The 19,654-nt window shown below is 52.9% G+C and carries 16 protein-coding genes; 6 read left to right on the forward strand and 10 right to left on the reverse strand.

Annotated features, from left to right (window positions below):
* Positions 1-77: 77 nt before the first annotated feature.
* Positions 78-2,351 carry a zinc/cadmium/mercury/lead-transporting ATPase gene (locus tag EH228_RS07845; RefSeq protein WP_152321111.1) on the forward strand — a complete coding sequence of 758 codons (2,274 nt, stop codon included), beginning with the start codon at positions 78-80 and terminating at the stop codon, positions 2,349-2,351.
* Positions 2,352-2,357: 6 nt separating this feature from the next.
* Here EH228_RS07845 and tusA read toward each other — a convergent pair whose 3' ends face one another.
* Positions 2,358-2,603, reverse strand: coding sequence for a sulfurtransferase TusA (tusA, locus tag EH228_RS07850; RefSeq protein WP_152321112.1), 246 nt, complete (start codon positions 2,601-2,603; stop codon positions 2,358-2,360).
* A gap of 232 nt (positions 2,604-2,835) precedes the next feature.
* On the opposite strand from tusA, the gene EH228_RS07855 reads away from it, so the two are divergent.
* Positions 2,836-3,501 carry a 7-cyano-7-deazaguanine/7-aminomethyl-7-deazaguanine transporter gene (locus tag EH228_RS07855; protein WP_152321113.1) on the forward strand — a complete coding sequence of 222 codons (666 nt, stop codon included), beginning with the start codon at positions 2,836-2,838 and terminating at the stop codon, positions 3,499-3,501.
* A 96-nt stretch (positions 3,502-3,597) separates the two neighbouring features.
* A complete protein-coding gene (locus tag EH228_RS07860; RefSeq protein WP_152321114.1) occupies positions 3,598-4,158 on the forward strand; it encodes a DcrB family lipoprotein in 561 nt (186 codons plus the stop codon).
* A gap of 50 nt (positions 4,159-4,208) precedes the next feature.
* On the opposite strand, the gene iolE is transcribed toward EH228_RS07860, so the two are convergent.
* The 4 genes from iolE to iolD all read right to left on the reverse strand — a co-directional run bounded on the left by iolE (position 4,209) and on the right by iolD (position 9,155).
* The gene (iolE, locus tag EH228_RS07865) at positions 4,209-5,105 is read right to left on the reverse strand and encodes a myo-inosose-2 dehydratase (RefSeq protein WP_152321115.1); all 897 of its coding nucleotides are present in this window, start codon (positions 5,103-5,105) and stop codon (positions 4,209-4,211) included.
* A gap of 43 nt (positions 5,106-5,148) precedes the next feature.
* On the reverse strand, positions 5,149-6,033 hold the full coding sequence (locus EH228_RS07870; protein ID WP_152321116.1) for a sugar phosphate isomerase/epimerase family protein: 885 nt from the start codon (positions 6,031-6,033) through the stop codon (positions 5,149-5,151).
* Positions 6,034-6,097: 64 nt separating this feature from the next.
* Entirely contained in the window at positions 6,098-7,114 is a 1,017-nt protein-coding gene (gene iolG, locus EH228_RS07875; protein ID WP_152321117.1) for a bifunctional inositol 2-dehydrogenase/D-chiro-inositol 1-dehydrogenase, read from the reverse strand.
* Between the two features lie 100 nt (positions 7,115-7,214).
* Positions 7,215-9,155 (reverse strand): 3D-(3,5/4)-trihydroxycyclohexane-1,2-dione acylhydrolase (decyclizing), encoded by a 1,941-nt coding sequence (iolD, locus tag EH228_RS07880; RefSeq protein WP_152321118.1) that lies wholly within the window; start codon positions 9,153-9,155, stop codon positions 7,215-7,217.
* Positions 9,156-9,832: 677 nt separating this feature from the next.
* Here iolD and EH228_RS07885 point away from each other — a divergent pair.
* Both EH228_RS07885 and EH228_RS07890 read left to right on the forward strand, forming a co-directional pair.
* The gene (locus tag EH228_RS07885; protein WP_152321119.1) at positions 9,833-11,752 is read left to right on the forward strand and encodes a bifunctional 5-dehydro-2-deoxygluconokinase/5-dehydro-2-deoxyphosphogluconate aldolase; all 1,920 of its coding nucleotides are present in this window, start codon (positions 9,833-9,835) and stop codon (positions 11,750-11,752) included.
* 249 nt (positions 11,753-12,001) lie between these two features.
* A complete protein-coding gene (locus EH228_RS07890; protein ID WP_152321120.1) occupies positions 12,002-12,844 on the forward strand; it encodes a MurR/RpiR family transcriptional regulator in 843 nt (280 codons plus the stop codon).
* 135 nt (positions 12,845-12,979) lie between these two features.
* Here the strand turns inward: EH228_RS07890 and iolB are convergent, their stop codons facing one another.
* Both iolB and EH228_RS07900 read right to left on the reverse strand, forming a co-directional pair.
* Positions 12,980-13,798 (reverse strand): 5-deoxy-glucuronate isomerase, encoded by an 819-nt coding sequence (iolB, locus tag EH228_RS07895; RefSeq protein WP_152321121.1) that lies wholly within the window; start codon positions 13,796-13,798, stop codon positions 12,980-12,982.
* A gap of 32 nt (positions 13,799-13,830) precedes the next feature.
* Entirely contained in the window at positions 13,831-15,336 is a 1,506-nt protein-coding gene (locus tag EH228_RS07900; RefSeq protein WP_152321122.1) for a CoA-acylating methylmalonate-semialdehyde dehydrogenase, read from the reverse strand.
* A gap of 485 nt (positions 15,337-15,821) precedes the next feature.
* On the opposite strand from EH228_RS07900, the gene EH228_RS07905 reads away from it, so the two are divergent.
* Positions 15,822-16,634: a TIM barrel protein gene (locus EH228_RS07905; protein ID WP_152321123.1), complete on the forward strand. Its 813-nt coding sequence runs from the start codon at positions 15,822-15,824 to the stop codon at positions 16,632-16,634.
* 75 nt (positions 16,635-16,709) lie between these two features.
* Here the strand turns inward: EH228_RS07905 and EH228_RS07910 are convergent, their stop codons facing one another.
* The 3 genes from EH228_RS07910 to EH228_RS07920 all read right to left on the reverse strand — a co-directional run bounded on the left by EH228_RS07910 (position 16,710) and on the right by EH228_RS07920 (position 19,644).
* Positions 16,710-17,930, reverse strand: coding sequence for an MFS transporter (locus tag EH228_RS07910; protein WP_152321124.1), 1,221 nt, complete (start codon positions 17,928-17,930; stop codon positions 16,710-16,712).
* 185 nt (positions 17,931-18,115) lie between these two features.
* A complete protein-coding gene (locus EH228_RS07915; RefSeq protein WP_152321125.1) occupies positions 18,116-18,445 on the reverse strand; it encodes a DHCW motif cupin fold protein in 330 nt (109 codons plus the stop codon).
* 224 nt (positions 18,446-18,669) lie between these two features.
* The gene (locus tag EH228_RS07920; RefSeq protein WP_152321126.1) at positions 18,670-19,644 is read right to left on the reverse strand and encodes an ABC transporter substrate-binding protein; all 975 of its coding nucleotides are present in this window, start codon (positions 19,642-19,644) and stop codon (positions 18,670-18,672) included.
* Positions 19,645-19,654 lie beyond the last annotated feature (10 nt).

The following is a 19,654-nucleotide window of genomic DNA, read 5'->3' on the forward strand; positions in this document are numbered from 1 at the left end:
TGGAGTTAACTCCAGAGTGTAAGATAGTCAGACAGCGAGAATATTTCTCGCCAACTCTATCGCGATAAGGAGGCCCCATGCATCAACACGCTTCGTCCTGTCAGTGTGGTCATTGTCATGCTGAGCGCCAGCACGGTTGCAGTAACCCCCCCCGGCCGGCTATCAACAAAATTACCGCAATCCGTGTCCCTTCAGCGGCGAGTGGCTGCTGTGGCAATGAAGACTGTGCCAACGGGGATAGCCCCGATGAGGAAAGTGACAAGCCCGGCTCAGACCCCAGCTACAGCTGGCAAGTCGACGGAATGGACTGCCCAAGTTGCGCCAAAAAAATTGAAAATGCTGTAAACCAGCTGCCATCCGTCACGCATGCCAGGGTGCTGTTTGCGACTGAGAAACTGGTAGTGAACGCCAGCCAGGATATCCGTCAACAGGTAGAACGTGCCGTACAGTCGGCCGGGTTTAGCCTGAAACGCAGTAATACTCCGCCATCGGTTGAACCGGCTCCTGCTTTCTGGCAGGAAAATGCCCTCTTGCTGATATTGGGTGCGCTGATGATGATCAGCTGGCTGCTGCAACAGTTCAACCCACAGGCTGGAAAAATCGCCTTCACCATCAGTACCCTGTTCGGCGCCTGGCCCATCGCCCGTAGCGCCCTGCGTCTGATGAGAAGCGGGACGCCTTTTGCCATCGAAACACTGATGACCATTGCCGCTATTGGCGCACTGTTTATCGGCGCCACCACTGAAGCCGCCATGGTGCTGCTGCTGTTCATGTTGGGCGAAAGACTCGAATCCTATGCCGCCAGCCGCGCCCGCCGTGGCGTCACCGCATTAATGGCGTTGAAGCCAGAGGAAGCAGTACGGATCAACGGTGGATCACGTGAAAGCATTGCGCTCAGCGAACTGCGTCCCGGCGATATTATTGAAGTCGCGCCGGGTTCCCGCCTGCCCGCTGATGCCTGCCTGATTTCTCCCTGGGCCAGTTTTGATGAAAGCGCGCTGACTGGCGAGTCGATACCGGTAGAACGCCAACAGGGTGAAGTGATTGCCGCGGGTAGTCTGAGCGTTGATACCCAGGTACAACTGAAAGTCGTCTCCCGCCCCGGTGAAAGTGCTATTGACCGTATTCTGCATCTTATTGAAGAAGCGGAAGCCCACCGTGCGCCCGTTGAACGCTTTCTCGACCACTTCAGCCGTATTTACACACCAATCATTATGGTGCTGGCGCTGCTGGTTGCGATACTCCCTCCTCTGCTGCTGGCGAGCGAGTGGCAGCCATGGATTTATAAAGGTCTGACCCTGCTGCTGATCGGTTGCCCATGTGCGCTGGTTATCTCTACACCGGCCGCTATCACCTCGGGCCTCGCGGCTGCGTCCAGAAGAGGCGTACTGATTAAGGGAGGAGCCGCGCTGGAGAGCCTTAACGCTATCCGCATACTGGCATTTGATAAAACCGGCACACTCACCGAAGGTAAACCTCAGGTTACAGCAATAGTCAGCCTCAATGGCGAAAGCGAAGCCGTGCTGTTGGCTAAAGCTGCAGCCGTGGAAGGTGGTTCATCGCATCCACTGGCTAAAGCGATCGTCGCACTGGCGGAAGCTCGCCAGGTGGAGAAGTTGCAGGCCAGCGCGCAAAAAGCCCTGCCCGGCAGCGGCGTCGAAGCATTAGTAAGTGATCACAAACTTCTCATCTGTGCCCCAGCCAGGCTGGCGGACCACCCGCTTAGCGCCGAACAATCTGCACAGGTCGCGGCGCTGGAATCAGGCGGAAACACGGTGGTCGTGATGCTGCAGGATACCCAACCGATTGCGCTGATCAGTTTACGCGATACGCTGCGCGCAGATGCCGTCGAGGCGTTGCGGGAACTACGCTCGCTAAACATACAGACCGTGATGCTGACCGGAGATAACCCACGCGCCGCCGCCGCCATCGCCGGGGAACTGGGAATAGATTACCGGGCGGGTTTGCTCCCCGCAGACAAGGTCGCGGCAATCGGCGAACTCAATCAGCAGAGCCCGGTGGCAATGGTCGGGGATGGCATCAATGACGCGCCAGCCATGAAGGCGGCCACCGCCGGTATCGCCATGGGCAACGGCAGCGATGTGGCGCTGGAAGCAGCAGACGCAGCGCTGACCCATAATCGTCTTAACGGGCTGGCAACCATGATCCGCCTGTCCCGCGCGACCCACGCGACTATCCGGCAGAACATCACGCTGGCTCTGGGGTTGAAAGGCGTGTTTCTGGTCACCACCCTGCTGGGGATCACGGGACTGTGGCTGGCGGTACTGGCAGATTCCGGGGCCACTGCGTTAGTAACCGCTAACGCACTGCGGCTACTACGTCAGCGCTAAACACACTTAACGCCCTTTCTTTAGCAGATACCGGTATGGCGTCTCACCGGTTTCCTGGGCGAGCAACGTATGTTCCATAAACCGGCAGAAACCGGGAATGTCACGAGTGGTCGCCGGGTCATCGGCGATGATTAACAATGTTTCGCCGTCTTGCATATGGCGAACAGCTTTACGCACCATCATCACCGGCTCAGGGCAACGCAAGCCAAGGGCATCAAGGGTTTGATCGGGATTGGCGAACGGATCGCTCATAACATTCTCATTAAGCCAGGAAAAACTGCGGTCATTTTACCCTCAGTCCCGGTATGTGCAAGCAGGGCTGACCACGGGGCATGACATGGTCCGGTAAACGCGCCGACGATAACGTTTGTGCTAAAATGGATCGTTGCAATAGCCAGCGATTTCGGTAAGATGCCGCGCAATCGCCCCAGTCGCGGTAATTGTTTGGGTTCCCTCACCCCAATATTCAAAAAAAGGCCACATAATGATTTCCTTCTCTTCACGTCAGCGCACCCAGGCGTTGATCTGGTTGTCGCTGTTCCATGTGCTGGTGATCACCTCCAGTAACTATCTGGTACAACTGCCGGTTTCTATCTTTGGTCTGCATACCACCTGGGGAGCCTTCAGCTTTCCATTTATTTTCCTCGCGACCGATTTAACCGTGCGGATTTTTGGCGCGCCGCTGGCCCGTCGCATCATCCTTGCGGTCATGATCCCGGCATTGTTTATCTCTTATGTCGTCTCTTCGCTGTTTTATCAGGGCCAATGGCAGGGCGTTGCCGCACTGGCGCACGTTAACCTGTTCGTCGCCCGTATTGCCGGCGCCAGTTTTATGGCCTATGCGTTGGGACAAATGCTGGATGTGCATGTATTCAACCGTTTGCGTAAACTGCCGCAGTGGTGGATAGCACCCGCTTCGGCAATGTTTCTTGGCAATATCAGCGATACCATGGCCTTCTTCTTTATCGCCTTTTACAAAAGTCAGGATCCGTTTATGGCCCGGCACTGGGTGGAAATCGCCCTGGTGGATTACAGCTTCAAAGTGATAGTCTGCATGGCTTTCTTCCTGCCAGCCTACGGTGTCCTGTTGAATGCCACACTGAAGCGCTTAGCGGAAAAATCCAATAGCGCCCAGGTAAACTTCAGCTAAGCTGCATTCTGTCACAAGTGTCGGTTGCTTTTGCCAGCTGATTACTATTGTATGAGTGGCTGTAACAAGCACACGACTAACGTAAAAGGGATCATGATGCGTAACTTACTGAAATACGCCGGTATCGGTTTACTGGTGGTTGGACTGACCGCCTGCGACGGCAAAAAAGATGATAAAGCCGCCGCCGATAACCATGGCGCCAGCAGCGATCAAAGCAGCCAGAACGTGACCCTGATGAACGGCAAGTTGAGTTTCTCACTGCCCGCAGGCATGTCCGATCAAAGCGGCAAGCTGGGAACTCAGGCTAATAATATGCATGTCTATGCGGATGCATCGGGTCAAAAAGCAATTATTGTGATTGAAGGCGACAGCACCACCGAAGGGCTGGATGTGCTGTCTAAACGCCTGGAACAGCAGCAGCGCGACCGCGATCCACAGTTGCAGGTAGTGACCAATAAATCAATCGAGTTAAAAGGTCAGCCCGCTCAGCAGCTGGACACGGTGATTTCGGCCAGGAACCAGTCATCCTGGTCATCGGTTATCTTAGCGAAAACCGACGACAAGCTGCTCACCCTGCAAATAAGTCTGCCCGCGGACAATCAGCAGCAGTCACAGACTGAAGCGGAAAACATCATCAATACTATCGTGCTGAAGTAATCCGCATCCCCTGCCACTGCCGGCAGGGGATTTTCCAGACTGATTAGCTGTTACAAACCCGCATATTCGCGAATGTATTTCCTTGCTTTTAGCGCATACTCAAAGGGATTAGCTAAAGCCGGATCCTGCTCAGCCTCCACCACCATCCAGCCTCGGTAACCCGCATCATCCAGCAGCTTAAACACCGGTATAAAGTCAATCACTCCGTCTCCGGGTACGGTGAAGGTGCCTTTTTTCACGCCTTCGAGGAAAGAAAGCCGCTGTCTTTTAACTTGTGCCACTACCTCATCACGCACATCTTTCAGATGCACATGATTAATACGGAGCAGGTGCTTCTCCAGAATTGCCAACATCTTCGCCTGGCTGTTTTCCGAATAGTAGGCATGGCCCGTGTCAAACAGCAGACAGACATCATCGTTAGTGTGTTGCATAAACCGGTCGATCTCTTCCGTGGTTTGGATCCCCGTGCCCATATGGTGATGCAGGCAGACCTGCATTCCCTTCTCCGCCGCTAACTTCGCCAGTTCGTTATAACCTTCAACGGTTAATCGCCACTCTTCATCAGTGAAACAGGGTTTCTCTTCCAGCACTGGCAGCGTCGTACCCTGAATACTTCGGCTCTGTTCGGAACAACCGATCACCCTGGCACCCATCGCATGTAAAAAATCACGATGATTGATAAACTCATCGATGGTTTTCGCCTTATCGCCGTTGGCAAAAAAGGTACTGAACCAGGCATTACAGATCTGGATGCCACGCATATCCAGCATCGGTTTCAATACCGCTGGATCGCGAGGATATTTGCTACCGACTTCACTACCGCTAAAACCCGCCAGCGCCATTTCACTGACAATCTGCTGGAAGGTGTTTTCTCCCCCCAGTTCTGGCATGTCATCATTGGTCCAGCCAATCGGGGCGATGGCCAGCTTCACATTATTTTTATTCATCATCGTGCCTCACTCATCGATAAAGCGGATACGTCGCCCAACATCAGCGGTTCAACAATTCGCGCTCAATAAGCTCACGGGTTTCTACTGCCTGATACGGCATTTTTTCCGGATAGCCGAACAATGAAGCGGCAATGATTGACTCGCCGCCGACCTTGTAAGTACGGTTAGCGAAATCCATCTCACGCAGTGTCTGGAATAAGGTCGGAAAATCCACTTCGCCTTCGCCGACACCAACGTGCTGGTGAATAGTGGCATCCACACCCGGCGGGTTAATGATGTAGCGGCAATTTTTGGTGTGGTTCATGGTATCGGCGATTAACACATGTGACAGATCGCCCCCCGCATACTCCAGCATGGCTTTTACATCTCCCTTGCCTTTGTCATAGAAGAAAGTGTGCGGCACGCTGTAAAGATACTTGACGTTCTCACTGCGGAACGACTTGACCAGATCGGCGGTTTCGTTATTTTCTTCGCAGAAATCCCACGGATGAGACTGGATTTCAATGCGAATCCCCTCACGTTCGACAATTGGCAGCAGCTCCTCCATTGAGCGGTAGAACATCTCTTCACAGATTTCCGGCTCGTTTGGCGTCCCGGAAAGTTCGGTATTAATCACCTGAACCCCGGTTTCTACCGCAATTTCAATCATGCGTTTCCAGTTACGCACAGCCGCCTGGCGACGCGCTTCATCAGGCCCGGACCAGCGGTACACCACGATCCAGGAGGAAATTTCCAGCCCGGTTTCACGCAGCGCTTTTTTATACTCAGTGATGACCTCCCGACTGGCTTTCGGGTGTTTATAAAATGGGTTGATCTGCGGATGCGGCGACTGCTCGATATACTTGTAGCCCCACTCAGCAACCTGGTGGACCATTTTAGTGATCCCCAGGTCTTTAATGACATCCACATCAAAGGCAATCTTCATTGTTGTCTCCCTGATAGGTCGTTGGGTAGCGTCCCGCGCCTCAACGAGGGACAGATGGGGCTATCTATGGTCGGTGGTAGAACGCCGGACGCGGCGGTAGCTCAATGGCTTCGATCGTCCCGCTTTGCTGCGCCTTCAGGCAGGCATCTGCGGCAACCGAAGCCGCATAACCGTCCCAGGCGGACGGGCCCTGGAGCTGAGCCGCCGTCGCATCATTAATAAAAGCCTGCAACTCAACGTTATAAGCGTCAATAAAGCGATCCTTCCAGTCAGTAAGGATGGTAGTGGCCAGCTTAGCGTCTTTACGCATCTGCACTGAAGCAGGCTCTGGCAACGTCGCGATACCACTTTCCCCGACCACTTCACACTGAATGTCATAGCCGTAAGCGCAGTTCACAAAGATCTCCACATCGATGCGGATCCCTTTTCGTGTTTCAAACAGCACCACCTGCGGATCACGTAGCCGGGCATGGGTGTTTTTGCTGGAACGTGGGAACACCACTTGCACCGTTTTATAATCGTCATCGGTCAGCCAGCGCAACACATCCAGCTCATGGATCAGCGTATTGGTAATCGCCATATCGGTAGTGTAGTTTTCCGCCACCGTTGGATTGCGATGCGCGCAATGCAGCATCAACGGCTCGCCGATGTCACCATTGGTGATCACCTGCTTGAGCGCGCGATAACCAGCATCGTAAGGCCGCATAAAACCAACCTGCACCAAACGTTTACCGTGGGCGATCTCCGCATCCACGATACGGCGGCAACCTTCCGCGCTCATCGCCAGCGGCTTTTCACAGAACACGGGTTTACCTGCCGCAATCGCCGCAAGAGTAAACTCTTCGTGGGTCGGATCCCAGGAAGTGATAATCAGCGCATCCACGCCCTGCGAACGGATAACATCATGACCGTTGGCATACACTTCAGCATCCAACGCTAAACGACTGACGATGCCTTTTGCGCCATCAATATTGATATCGGAAACCGCCACCACTTCCGCGCCCTGCAGTACTTTGCTGCAACGACGGATGTGTTCCTGACCGATTGCACCGGCGCCGATTACGCCAAGTTTCAGAGTCATAAGAGTTCCTTAATGTGTAGGGTTCAGTCGGAACGTCAGCGCTGCCATTTATCTGTAGGCATGGGTTGCCGTCCGAGAGTAAGGTAGAAAAATCAGGAAATTAGTATTTGCGAGCCTGCTCAATATGCTCATTAAGCATCCGTGCTACCGCATCCACGCGTGCGGATTCAGAAACCTGCGCGCCGCCGACACGCCACCAACTGAAATATTTGTGTACCATGGTTTTCGGCAGTACTTTGATATCGATAAGAGTGGAGACCGACGACTGGTGTACTTCTTCCAGCGCCTGTTTGAGTTCCCCAAGCGTGGTGACACGCCATGTTTTACAACCGTAACCTGCCGCAATCGCCGCAAAATCAACGGGCACGAATCCGCCATTAAGTTTGCCGCTTTCTGCATTACGGAACCGGAATTCAGTGGTGAAGCTGTCCATCCCGTGCTCCATTTGCAGGTTGTTGATACACCCATTGGTCATATTGTCGAAAAGGATCACATTGATCCTGGCGTTCTCCTGAATAGAGGTGACCAGTTCTGAGTGCAGCATCATGAAAGAGCCATCACCAACCAGCGTGTAGACCTCGCGCTGCGGCTCAGCCAGCTTGACCCCCAGCGAGGCGCCCACTTCATACCCCATGCAGGAGTAACCGTACTCAACGTGATAGCTGTTGTAATCTTTGGTACGCCAGACGCGTTGCAGATCGCCCGGCAAGCTACCTGCCGCGGCGACGATCACGGAATCCTTTGGGAGATGTTCATTCAGCGTCCCCAGTACGCTACTCTGTGTCAGGAATGAGTGGGTCAGACGGTTAAATTCGGCATAGACCGCGTCACGATCCAAATGATCGTCAATTTCCGGCACAAAGCCGTCGTGACTGTAGACCGCCTGATAAACACGCTGGGTTTCCTTCAGCAACCTGCTCTGCGCCTGTGTCACTTGTTCACCCCAGCCACTGGTGAATCCTTGCACCGCCAGCCGCTTATTCAGCGTCGTCAGTGCCTCACGCGCATCGGCCACTACTTGCACGGCATCCAGTTTGTAAGCGTCAAAATTACTGATGTTAATATTGATGTAACTGACATCCGGATTGTGGAAAATCCATTTTGATGAGGTCGTAAAATCGGTGTAACGGGTTCCGACGCCTATCACCAGATCAGCCTCTTTTGCCAGCAAATTCGCCGCAAGACAGCCCGTTTCACCCACGCCGCCAACGTTGAGTGGATGATCCGAGACGATCGTCCCTTTACCCGCCTGGGTTTCGGCAAAGGGGAGCTGATAACGCTCGGCAAACTGACATAGCGCCTCACCCGCCTCAGAATATTTCACCCCGCCGCCACAGATAATCAATGGCTTACGTTTACCGGCCATCAGCTTCAGCGCCATGGCCAATTGTGCTTCCGTTGGCAAACGGCGATCCACCAGATGCACACGCTTATGGAAGAAATAATCCGGGTAATCATAGGCTTCACCCTGTACGTCCTGCGGTAGACAGAGGGTCACCGCGCCAGTTTCAGCGGGATCGGTCAGCACGCGCATGGCATTGATACAGGCGGTCATCAGTTGTTCCGGACGATTAACCCGATCCCAGTATTTACTGACCGCGCGGAAAGCATCATTGGTGCTGATACTCAAATCGTGACTTTGCTCGATCTGCTGCAACACCGGATCTGGCTGACGGCTGGCAAACACATCGCCCGGTAGCAATAACAAAGGAATGCGGTTGGCAGAAGCGGTGCCTGCCGCAGTAATCATATTGGCGGCCCCTGGCCCTACAGAAGAGGTACAGGCGATGATTTCCCTGCGCAATTTTTGTTTGGCATAACCAATGGCGGCATGGGCCATCCCCTGTTCATTACGTCCCTGATACACCACCAGGTCGCCACTGTCCTGTTCCAGAGCCTGGCCCAGACCCAGCACATTACCATGACCAAAGATGGCAAAAATGCCCTTCACAAACTTAGTCTCAACGCCATCTACCGACAGATACTGGTTATCCAGAAATCTGACCAAAGCTTGTGCTGTGGTTAATCTGATCTTAGCCATTTGTTGTTCCTTAGCGGTACAGCGCCAGGCCCAAACCTGCCGCAGTTCGCATGAGTGGTCGCCACGGTGTGCGATAAAAGGCGACGGCTGTCAGTGAAACGAGATGCGATTATAAACAAATATTTTTTTCACTAAATACAATTACAGAAGAAATATTTCATTTTGCGAGGGAGATCAAATTATGTAATAAAAACGTTACATGGAAGGGGGTCTGACAGACAAATCCATCAGGGAGAAAACGCGACAAACAGTGAATATTAAATTTTGTTTAAATTCAAATAGTTAACCACATTAATAGCACGGACTTTCGCGCCGCGTCACATCGCTCTGCAAGTGGGATAATCAGTGACCATTTGATCTACCGTGATCCTGCCCGGAAGAGTTTTATCCATCTCACATTATCGGGTTAAAAATTTCAATTTATGTTGAATTTGAAATTTTCATTCTTCATACTGATTAATATATCCCGTCCGGTTTCCGAAAAAAACAGATTCCGGAAGTACCTCGGGAGAAGCGCAATTGAATTGGCCTGGCCTCAAATAATTTGGGCTACAGGAAGACGGTCAGCGCGAGCTTTTCCAGTCACTTACTCTGGTAAGTAACTGATGTGTGCTGATACTGCCAACACACCTGTAACCTGAAACATGAAGGGGATATCACAGAAGGAATAAACAGGTATGAGTACACAACAGAAACGGCTTGATGTGATTTGTATCGGGCGAATTGCCGTTGACCTCTATGGTCAGCAGATCGGCGCCAGACTGGAAGACATGAGTACATTTTCCAAATATCTTGGCGGTTCATCTGGCAATGTGGCGTACGGTACTGCCATACAGGGCCTGAAATCCGCGATGTTGGCCCGGGTCGGCGACGAACATATGGGCCGCTTTCTGCGGGAAGAATTGCAACGCGTCGGCGCCGATACGGAATACCTGATTACCGATAAAGAACGCCTCACCGGACTGGTGTTACTGGGGATCAAAGATCAGGATACCTTTCCGTTGGTGTTTTACCGTGACAATTGCGCGGATATGGGTCTGAAGCCGGATGATATAAAAGAAGAGTACATCGCCTCTGCTCGCGCCGTCGCCGTCACAGGAACCCATCTTTCCCATCCGGACACCCGGGCCGCCGTGCTAAAAGCGTTGGAAATTGCCCGACGTAACAGGTTACGTACCGCGCTGGATATCGATTATCGCCCGGTATTGTGGGGACTGACCTCACTGGGGGATGGTGAAACACGTTTCATTGCATCACAACATGTAACCCAACAATTGCAGGAAGTGCTGCACTATTTCGATTTAGTGGTAGGTACGGAAGAAGAGTTTCATATTGCCGGTGGCAGTACCGATACGCTGACCGCGCTGAAAAATGTCCGACAGGCGAGCAAAGCGACGCTGGTCTGCAAACGTGGCGCCATGGGATGTGTCGTGCTGGAAGGCGAGATCCCGGACCGCTGGGAACAAACCAAACTGCAAAGCGGCGTACAAGTGGAAGTGCTGAACGTGTTGGGTGCCGGGGACGCGTTTATGTCCGGGTTACTACGCGGCTGGCTGAATGACGAGAGCTGGGAGCAGGCCTGCCGTTATGCCAATGCCTGTGGCGCACTGGTTGTATCACGTCACGGTTGCGCTCCAGCCATGCCAACCAAAGCAGAACTGGATGACTTTCTCAGCCGTGATAAAGAGGTGTCACGTCCGGATCTGGACCTGCGCCTTAATCATCTGCATCGGGTGACAACCCGTAAACAGCTGTGGCCTGAGTTGTGCGTGTTTGCTTTTGATCATCGTAAGCAACTGTTGGATATGGCCAGTGAAGCGGGAGTAGATAGCTCGCGTCTGCCGGTACTGAAGCAACTTCTGCTACACGCCGCTGAAGAGGCTGCCACAGAAGCAGGGCTGGCGAACCGCAGCGGCATTCTGGCAGATACCACTTATGGACAACCCGCGCTGAATGCCATCACCGGTAAAGGATGGTGGATTGGCCGGCCAATCGAGCTACCGGGTTCACGCCCGCTGCGTCTGGAACACGGCAATATTGGGTCGCAGTTAGTCGACTGGCCGCTGGAACACGTGGTGAAATGTCTGATCTTTTATCACCCACACGACGATGCGGCGCTGCGTCAGGAGCAGGATGAACTGATCCTCGACGTGTGGAAGGGCTGTAATAAAACCGGTCATGAACTACTGCTGGAAGTCATTCTGCCGGAGAGCAACCCAGACAAGAAAGAATCTTACTATCTGGATATCCTCCGCCACTTCTATTCCCTGGGTATTCAACCGGATTGGTGGAAACTGCCACCGTTGTCGCTGGAAAGCTGGCAGGCAATCAGCCCGTTGATCGAGCAGCAGGATCCGTACTGTCGCGGCATTTTGATCCTCGGTCTGGACGCCCCGGAAGAGAAGTTGAGAGCCGGTTTCGCTGCTGCGGCCAAAGCGCCGTGGGTGAAAGGCTTCGCGGTAGGCCGCACGATCTTCAGCCAGCCTTCCCGTCAATGGCTACAAGGTGAACTGGACGACAGGACACTGATTAACGAGGTCAAAAATAACTATCTACGGCTGATTAACGCCTGGCGTGCTGAGCGCCCAACCACATAATCAGTGGCTAAAGAGGCGAGTATTCCCTTCTTTTTAAGTTAAGTGCCCTCTGCTGCCAAACATGGGGGCTTAATTCTCGCTACGAAGTAAAATCTCCTGGAAATGACGCTAATTCCCTCTCAATCTGTGATTTATTTCATATCCCGATGAAATAGATCGCCTGCTTTACGTTAACAAGTGAAATTTTTTGTTCATCTGATAGAATACCAGGCAAATGGACATGGCTTATTTTTTTAGCGAGCTGAAGTAATGACCAATAACCCGACCCAGCTTTCCCTGTTGCAGGACGATATTCGTCGCCGCTATGACACCCTGAGTAAGCGCCTGAAACAGGTGGCTCGCTATATTCTCGATAACAGCAACAACATTGCTTTTGACACCGTAGCCTCAATTGCTCATCAGGCTGATGTGCCGCCTTCCACGCTGATCCGCTTCTCAAACGCTTTTGGTTTCAGCGGCTTCAACGAAATGAAACAGGTCTTTCGCCAGCATCTGATGGAAGAGACGGTAAACTATACCGAGCGGGCACGACTGTTTCGCCAGACCGCGACAGATGAAACCGCCACCTCGCCGGAGAATCCAGCCGAAATCCTTAACGTGTTCACCATGGTGAACTCACAGGCGTTGCAACAATTAGCAATGCAGACCCACCCGGAACAACTCAATAAAGCCGTTGAACTGCTGAATCAGGCAGAGAATATCTATGTGATCGGCCTGCGTCGCTCGTTCAGCGTGGCGTCATATTTGACTTATGCCTTGCGTCATCTGGAGCGACGCGCATTTCTGATCGATGGTCTGGGCGGGATGTTTACCGAGCAACTGAGCATGGTGAACCCAAAAGATGTGGTGATCGCTATCAGCTATTCCCCTTACGCGCGGGAAGCGATGGAGTTGGTCGAGTTAGGCGCTAAACGTGGCGCGCATCAGATTGCCATTACAGACAGTCAGGTCAGTCCGCTGGCCGCCTTCAGTGATGTCTGTTTTGTGGTGCGGGAAGCGCAGGTTGATGGTTTTCGCTCTCAGGTCGCCTCCCTGTGCCTGGCACAAACACTCGCCGTTTCACTGGCCCTGAATAACGTCGAAAAAACATAAAAAAACAGGTGGAATTTTCCACCCGTTTTTCGCTGATTCGTTTCATTTATCAGTGGTTATTTTCGCCTGCCGTCGTCTGTCGCGATTATTCGCATCCTCCAGCCTGGCGGTACGTCGTTCACATCTTTCACGGCATTATTTTTCCCGCGGATAGTCTGCACTGTTCACCCAGGCGTGATCCTTCTCCCAACTGAATTTCCACAGTCTGACCGGCCCAGCCATCACGTTCAGATAATAGTTGTCATAACCAGCGATGGTTGCTACCGGATGATAACCGCGTGGAACCATGACCACATCGCCATTATAGACCGCCATACATTCATCCAGTGAACGGTCGTCAGTGTAGACACGCTGCATAGCAAAACCCTGCCCAGGATTGAAACGATGATAGTAGGTTTCTTCCAGGTAGGTTTCAGTCTCTGAATTTTCCTGATCGTGCTTGTGACTCGGATAAGAACTGGTGTCACCCTCGTTAGTGTAAACTTCCACCACTAACAAACTGTCAGCCGGTTTATCATCTGGCAGAATGTTGTGTACCAGACGCTGGTTACGTCCTTTCCCCCTCTGTTCCACTCCCACATCCTGCGGAGCGATTAATCGGGCTGGCCAATTACCGTGACCGGGCGCGTTACACACCGCCAGTTCCAGATCGGAATCAGCATACACTTCCACCTGGTCATCATACGGCACATACACCGAATAAGGCGGCGTACGTTCAAACGGTGACATCCGTTTGCCGATAACAGGAAACTCAGCATAACGGGTTTTCACTGAGGCCAGTCCGGCAACCAGCACCAGGCATAGTTCTTTATTGCCACTCGCCAGTGTCAGGGTCTGGCCCTTTTTCAACTGATAAGCATCAAAACCGACGTAACGCCAGCCAGCGCTCTCTGGCGTAACATGCTGGATCCGCCCTTGAGCATCCGGCTGACGAACTTTGGCAAGCAATGACATACCGTTCCTCCCCTTATCAATAACCCCTGTCATCAGCCCAGCGTTGGCATACTGAACTCGGAAACCGTCTTCTGACCACTCGGCCAGCGCACGGTAGCCGTCTTCATCCGGGTGTAGAAACGTACGCCATCGGGCCCATGCACGTTCAGCGCGCCAAACACCGAACGCTTCCAGCCGCCAAAACTGTGAAAAGCCATCGGCACCGGAACCGGTACGTTAACTCCAACCATCCCTGCCTGGACTTCACGCACAAAATCGCGGCCGGTATGACCATTACGGGTAAAGATGGCACTACCATTACCAAACTCGTGACTGTTGACCAGCGTCAACGCGCTGGCATAGTCAGGCGCCCGCATGATACTCAGCACAGGGCCGAAAATCTCTTCACGCCAGATAACCATCTCCGGCGTGACATTATCGAATAACGTACCGCCGACGTAATAGCCTTCGGCAAAGCCCGGTACCTGGAAGTTACGACCATCAACCACCAGCTTCGCGCCTTCCTGCACGCCTTTATCAATGTAGCCCAGCACTTTTTTCTGATGGGCAGCGGAAACCACCGGCCCCATTTCATTCTCTTCGCTGCCTTTCTGGCTACCCGGCCCCACGCGCAGCGCCTTCACCAGCGGCGTCAGCGCGGCAATCAGCTTGTCCGCCGTATCGTCGCCAACCGCCACCACCACCGGCAGCGCCATACAACGCTCACCCGCCGAACCAAAGGCTCCGCCCATAATGGCGTTAACGGTCGCGTCCAAATCCGCATCCGGCATGACGATAGCGTGGTTTTTCGCGGCGCCAAAAGCTTGCACACGTTTACCATGGGCGCTAGCGGTTTTATAGATGTGCTCCGCCACCCCGGAGGAACCAACAAAACTGACCGCCTGCACACGTGGGTCGGTATACAACTGTTCAGCGATGTCGTTCGGGCAGTGCACCACATTAAAGACGCCATCCGGCAACCCTGCTTCAGTCAGCAACTCAGCCATACGTACCGAAACCGAAGGATCCAGCGCCGGTGGCTTGAGAACAAAGGTATTTCCGCAGGCCAGCGCAATCGGAAACATCCACAGCGGCACCATAGCCGGGAAATTGAACGGCGTGATACCACTGACCACACCCAACGGCTGCATCAGTGAATAGCTGTCAACGCCGGTTGCCACGTCAGGCGAGTTCTCTCCTTTAATCAGGTGCGGAATACCACAAGCAAACTCCACCACTTCCATGCCACGAGTCAACTCACCCAACGCATCGGACCAGACCTTGCCGTGCTCGCTGACGATCAGCTCCGCTAATTCATCACGATGTTGCTCCATCAGGGCTTTAAAGTTGAACAACACTCGGGCCCGACGCAGTGGAGAAGTACGGGACCAGTCATCAAACGCCGCATGGGCGACACCGATCACTTTTTCCACTTCTTCCGCTGTACTTTGCGTCAGTTCACGCACCACTTTTCCGCTCGCCGGATTGTAAACCGGGATGGTTTCATTGCTGGCACTCAGCGACGTTTTTCCGCCAATAAAGTTTCCTGTGATAGTCATGTTCTGGCCTCGTAGATGATTATATTCCCTGCGGGTGGGCTGCTCCTGGCGTTTGCCTCCTGTCAGGTAAATCCTGTCTTGCATGCAAAAACAGTATTATAATGGAATAAATTTTTCAAATATTTCACTTTAGAAAATTCATTTTTAGCGGTGCAGATCGCATTTTCTCGTTGTCCGCCCACTCATCGCTCAAAAAAGAACTCGGTAGGAAAAAACCATCACATCGCTGTAAATGCAGAGCAGATAATCATCCTGACCATCATGCCTTCAGGTTAAAAACCGTCTGTCAGGACTTAAAAACCACCTGACACAGCAGGATATCCCAGCCAGTAAAACAAAATTTTGCGAAGTCGATCTAAAAAATTAAATTTCAACATTCCATATAAATGGAATAAATGTTCTCTTGTATTTCGCCTACGGAACTGACCTGCCCCATAGCAGAAGACCAGACCTTGCCGACCCCTACTACCTTGCAGGAGTGTAAGATGGCCATTGATCCCACTCGTTTCTGTATCAATCGCAAAATTGCCCCTAACCTGAGTATTGATGCGTTTTTCCAGTTGGTTCATTCACTTGGACTGAATAAGGTTGAACTACGCAATGACATGCGTGGGGGGAAAGTCACCGATAATCACGCCACCGCTGAAGTCCGTTCGTTGACAAAGCGCCTGGGTCTGGAAATTATCACTATTAACGCCCTGTATCCGTTCAATCTGCCGGATGATGCGTTAATGGCCAGAGCTGAAGGATTACTGAAAGACGCACAGACTATTGGCGCAAAAGCACTGGTAATGTGCCCGTTAAACGATGGGACGCCAGTAACGGCTGATGCGACCCTTGCCGCAATGAAAAAACTGGCCCCGCTCTTTGAGCGGTATGGCATTGAAGGGCTGGTCGAGCCTCTTGGCTTCCCAGCGAGCTCGTTACGCTCGGCTGTGCAGACGCAGGCGCTGATCCGCGACGCCTGCGTGCCTTTCCGCCTGGTGCTGGATACCTTCCACCACCATCTGTATGAACAGGCGGAAGCCGAATTTGCGCAGAATATTGATATTAACGGTATCGGACTGGTACATCTTTCAGGCGTGGAAGACACTCGTCCGACAGAACAACTGACAGATGAAGAACGCATCATGCTGAGCGACGCCGATGTACTGCGCAGCGTGGCGCAAGTGCGGCGACTGGAAAAAATGGGCTATCGCGGGATCTATTCCTTTGAGCCTTTCTCTTCGGTCATGGAGGGGTGGAGCGCAACGCAGATCGAACGTGAAATCCGCCAGAGCATCAACTTATTGCAATAACTGAATAACAGCGCCGCCAGTCCTGCCAGTGTTATCTGTGTCATATTTGGCGGCTCTGCTGTTCGGCCGCCCTTTTTATGACATTTCTACCAGATCTTCCTGATGTTGCGGCAGGTTGCGACGCATTTTCAGCGTCAGCAATATTGCCAGGCACACCAGCAGCCCACTCAGCAGATAAATAACCGGAATACCAAAGTAACTCATCACTCCCCCAGCCAATGGACCGGTTATCCCCAACGACAAATCCATAAAAGCGGTGTAGGTTGCCAGGGCGCTTCCCTGGTTCTGCGGCGGCACGGCTTTAACGGCGACAACACCAACCGCCGGGAAGACCAGTGAGAATCCGGCTCCGGTGAGAAAAGCGCCCAGCTTGGCCATCCACGGGTCAACCGCCCCCCAAACCAGAAACAGACCAATAGCCTCAACCGTAAAACAGACAGTAGCAACCCAGAGCCCGCCATGCCGGTTGATGGCGTTGGGAAACAACAGCCGCGCACCGACAAATGCGCCACTGAACAGCGTCAGCGTCCAGGCTGCGCCATCCCACCCTTTCGCCTGATAAAATAGCGTGATAAAGGTGGCTATTACGCCAAATCCTGCCGATCCCATGGCAAGGATCAGGCCAAAATTCCAGACCTTACCCAGCACAGCGCGAAAAGGAAGCTGTTTGCCCTTACTGCTTTTCACCGCCGGACGCGGTAGCGCAAAGAGAAAAGCAACCAGCGAAATGGCAATGATAATACCGGAAAGCAATAGCAGGCCGCCCCAACGATAAATTCCTACCCCCAGCGGTGCGCCAATCGCCATCGCCCCGTAAGTGAAAATACCATTCCATGAGATAACCCGGCCAATATGCAGCGACCCTACGACCCCAACCCCCCACAACGTGCAGCCAGTACCGGCAAAACTCTGTCCCACCCCGAGGATAACCCTGCCGAGACAGAGCATTAGCAGGCTGAGCACCGGTAACGCCGCACCAAAAAATGCCAACGCATAGCAACCCCCACTCAGGAAGCAACCACAAAGACCGACAATAACGACCTTCTTCGGCCCCCAGAGATCAGCAAAACGTCCAGCATGTGGACGGCTGAGCAGCGTGGCAAAGTATTGCAGGCTGACCACCAGCCCGGCCCAGAACGCGCTGTACCCCATCACGTCATGGACATAACCAGGCAGCACCGCCAGCGGTAAACCGATGGTCAGGTAGCAGGCAAAATTGAAAATCACTACGGAAATAATGCGCAGATTAAGGCGAAAACCACTGACAGCAGGCTCTGACGCAGGTTGCTCAGGCATGGAAATCAACACCCTGTAGGTGAAAACATGAGTTTTTACTATACCCCGATTTCGACAAAATGGTCAGCCCATCACCGACTGTTGGCTGGTTTGTCACCATAGTGTGGTCAAATACCTTGCTTCAATACCCTTAAGTAAATCCCACCACAAGTCACGTATGCTGGTTTGCCGGACGTAAAGTAAGGTCAATCCACGATAAACAGTTGCGCGCCACAGTCTGTCCATGAGCGATGCGCTTCCGCATTATCCGCCACCTGGTAACTCATACCTGGGGTGAGGGTGAACACCCGACCATCGTTCAGCTCGGTATGCAGTTCACCAGAGAGACACAACAAAATATGTCCTTTGGAACACCAGTGATCAGCCAGATAACCTGGGGAATATTCAACCATTCTGACGCGAATATCGCCGAAATGCTGTGTTCTCCAGAATGCCTTCCCTTTTTCACCCATATGCTCTGTCGCAGCCAGGGCTGACCAGGCGGTGGTACCAAACGGAATATCGTTTATTTTCATCCTCATAGGGCCCATAGCTGAGTGTTTTCGGCACGATAGCAATCACTAATCCTGCTGCTATCTCATCGTTTCAGACTCAATCACCTGTAGATTAGCAACGCCACGATGATTACGCACTGAACATTCAGCGAGTGATGGCGCACTGCCAAACGTTATTACGTTAGCAAGCGCTGTTAACGCCATGTTAGCCCGCAAGACCGTGTGGCGAAAAGCATGGGGCGATATCAGTCGTGGGTCTTTTCCTGTGTCTCACCCGCCGTAAACACACTGGTATCGGTGATAGCCTGAACATTGACCTTATTCGGTAAGATCGCCAGCGAGGAGAACAGATCAGAGACCTGTTGCACTCGGGCAATATCCTGCCCGGTCACCGGACGAATACCGTGAGAAATTCTGGCGGTAATCAGCTTTGACGTTAGCGGTGATAATCGGGTCAGAGAAGCATAGACCTGATTATATTCATCCGGATGTTGTATCCCCCATGCACGGGCCTGTGCCAGCCGGCGGGCAAAATCTGCAATGGCCAGCCGCTTTTGTGGATCTTTCAGCGAGCTGCCCGTCGCGGTGACAAAAGAAAGCCCGGTAGTTAGCCCTTTGCTATCCCGTAGCAGGCGGGCACCCTGCTGTTCCGCAATCCCCAGATAGGGATCAAAGGTGGCCCAGGCGGCGATTTGCCCGGCATTAAACGCCGCGCTGGCATCCGTCGGCAACACGAAACGGATCTGCACCGCATCCTGCTTCAGCCCGGCTTCCTGCAATGCCTCATACAATAAATGCTGTGAAATACTGCCTCGCGCTGAAGAAACCACCACCGTTTTACCTGCCAAATCTTTCACACTGTGCAAAGGAGAATCAGCTGGAACGATGATACCGTTTGCCGCTCCATCGCCGACGTTGGTGGCGATGATTTTCAAATCAACCCCGCCAGAAGCCGCCATCAGCACCGGCAAATCGCCAGCATACGAGGTATCTACCGCCCCGGCACGCTGTGCTTCAAACAGCGGAGCCGCTCCCTGGAAATTAGCCCAGCGGTATTGATATGGCGCGTCTTTCATCACCCCTGAGGCTTCCACCAGCGAGCGCAGATTACGCGCCTGATCACCGAGTACCAACGTCACTTTAGTCAGATTCTGCGCTGCGCTAACAGCAAACGTCGCGCATAACAACAGGGCAGGAAACCATTTTTTAATCTCTCTCATGATGGCTTCC

This window comes from Erwinia endophytica, from assembly GCF_009295515.1.
Classification (GTDB): Bacteria; Pseudomonadota; Gammaproteobacteria; order Enterobacterales; family Enterobacteriaceae; genus Erwinia; species Erwinia endophytica.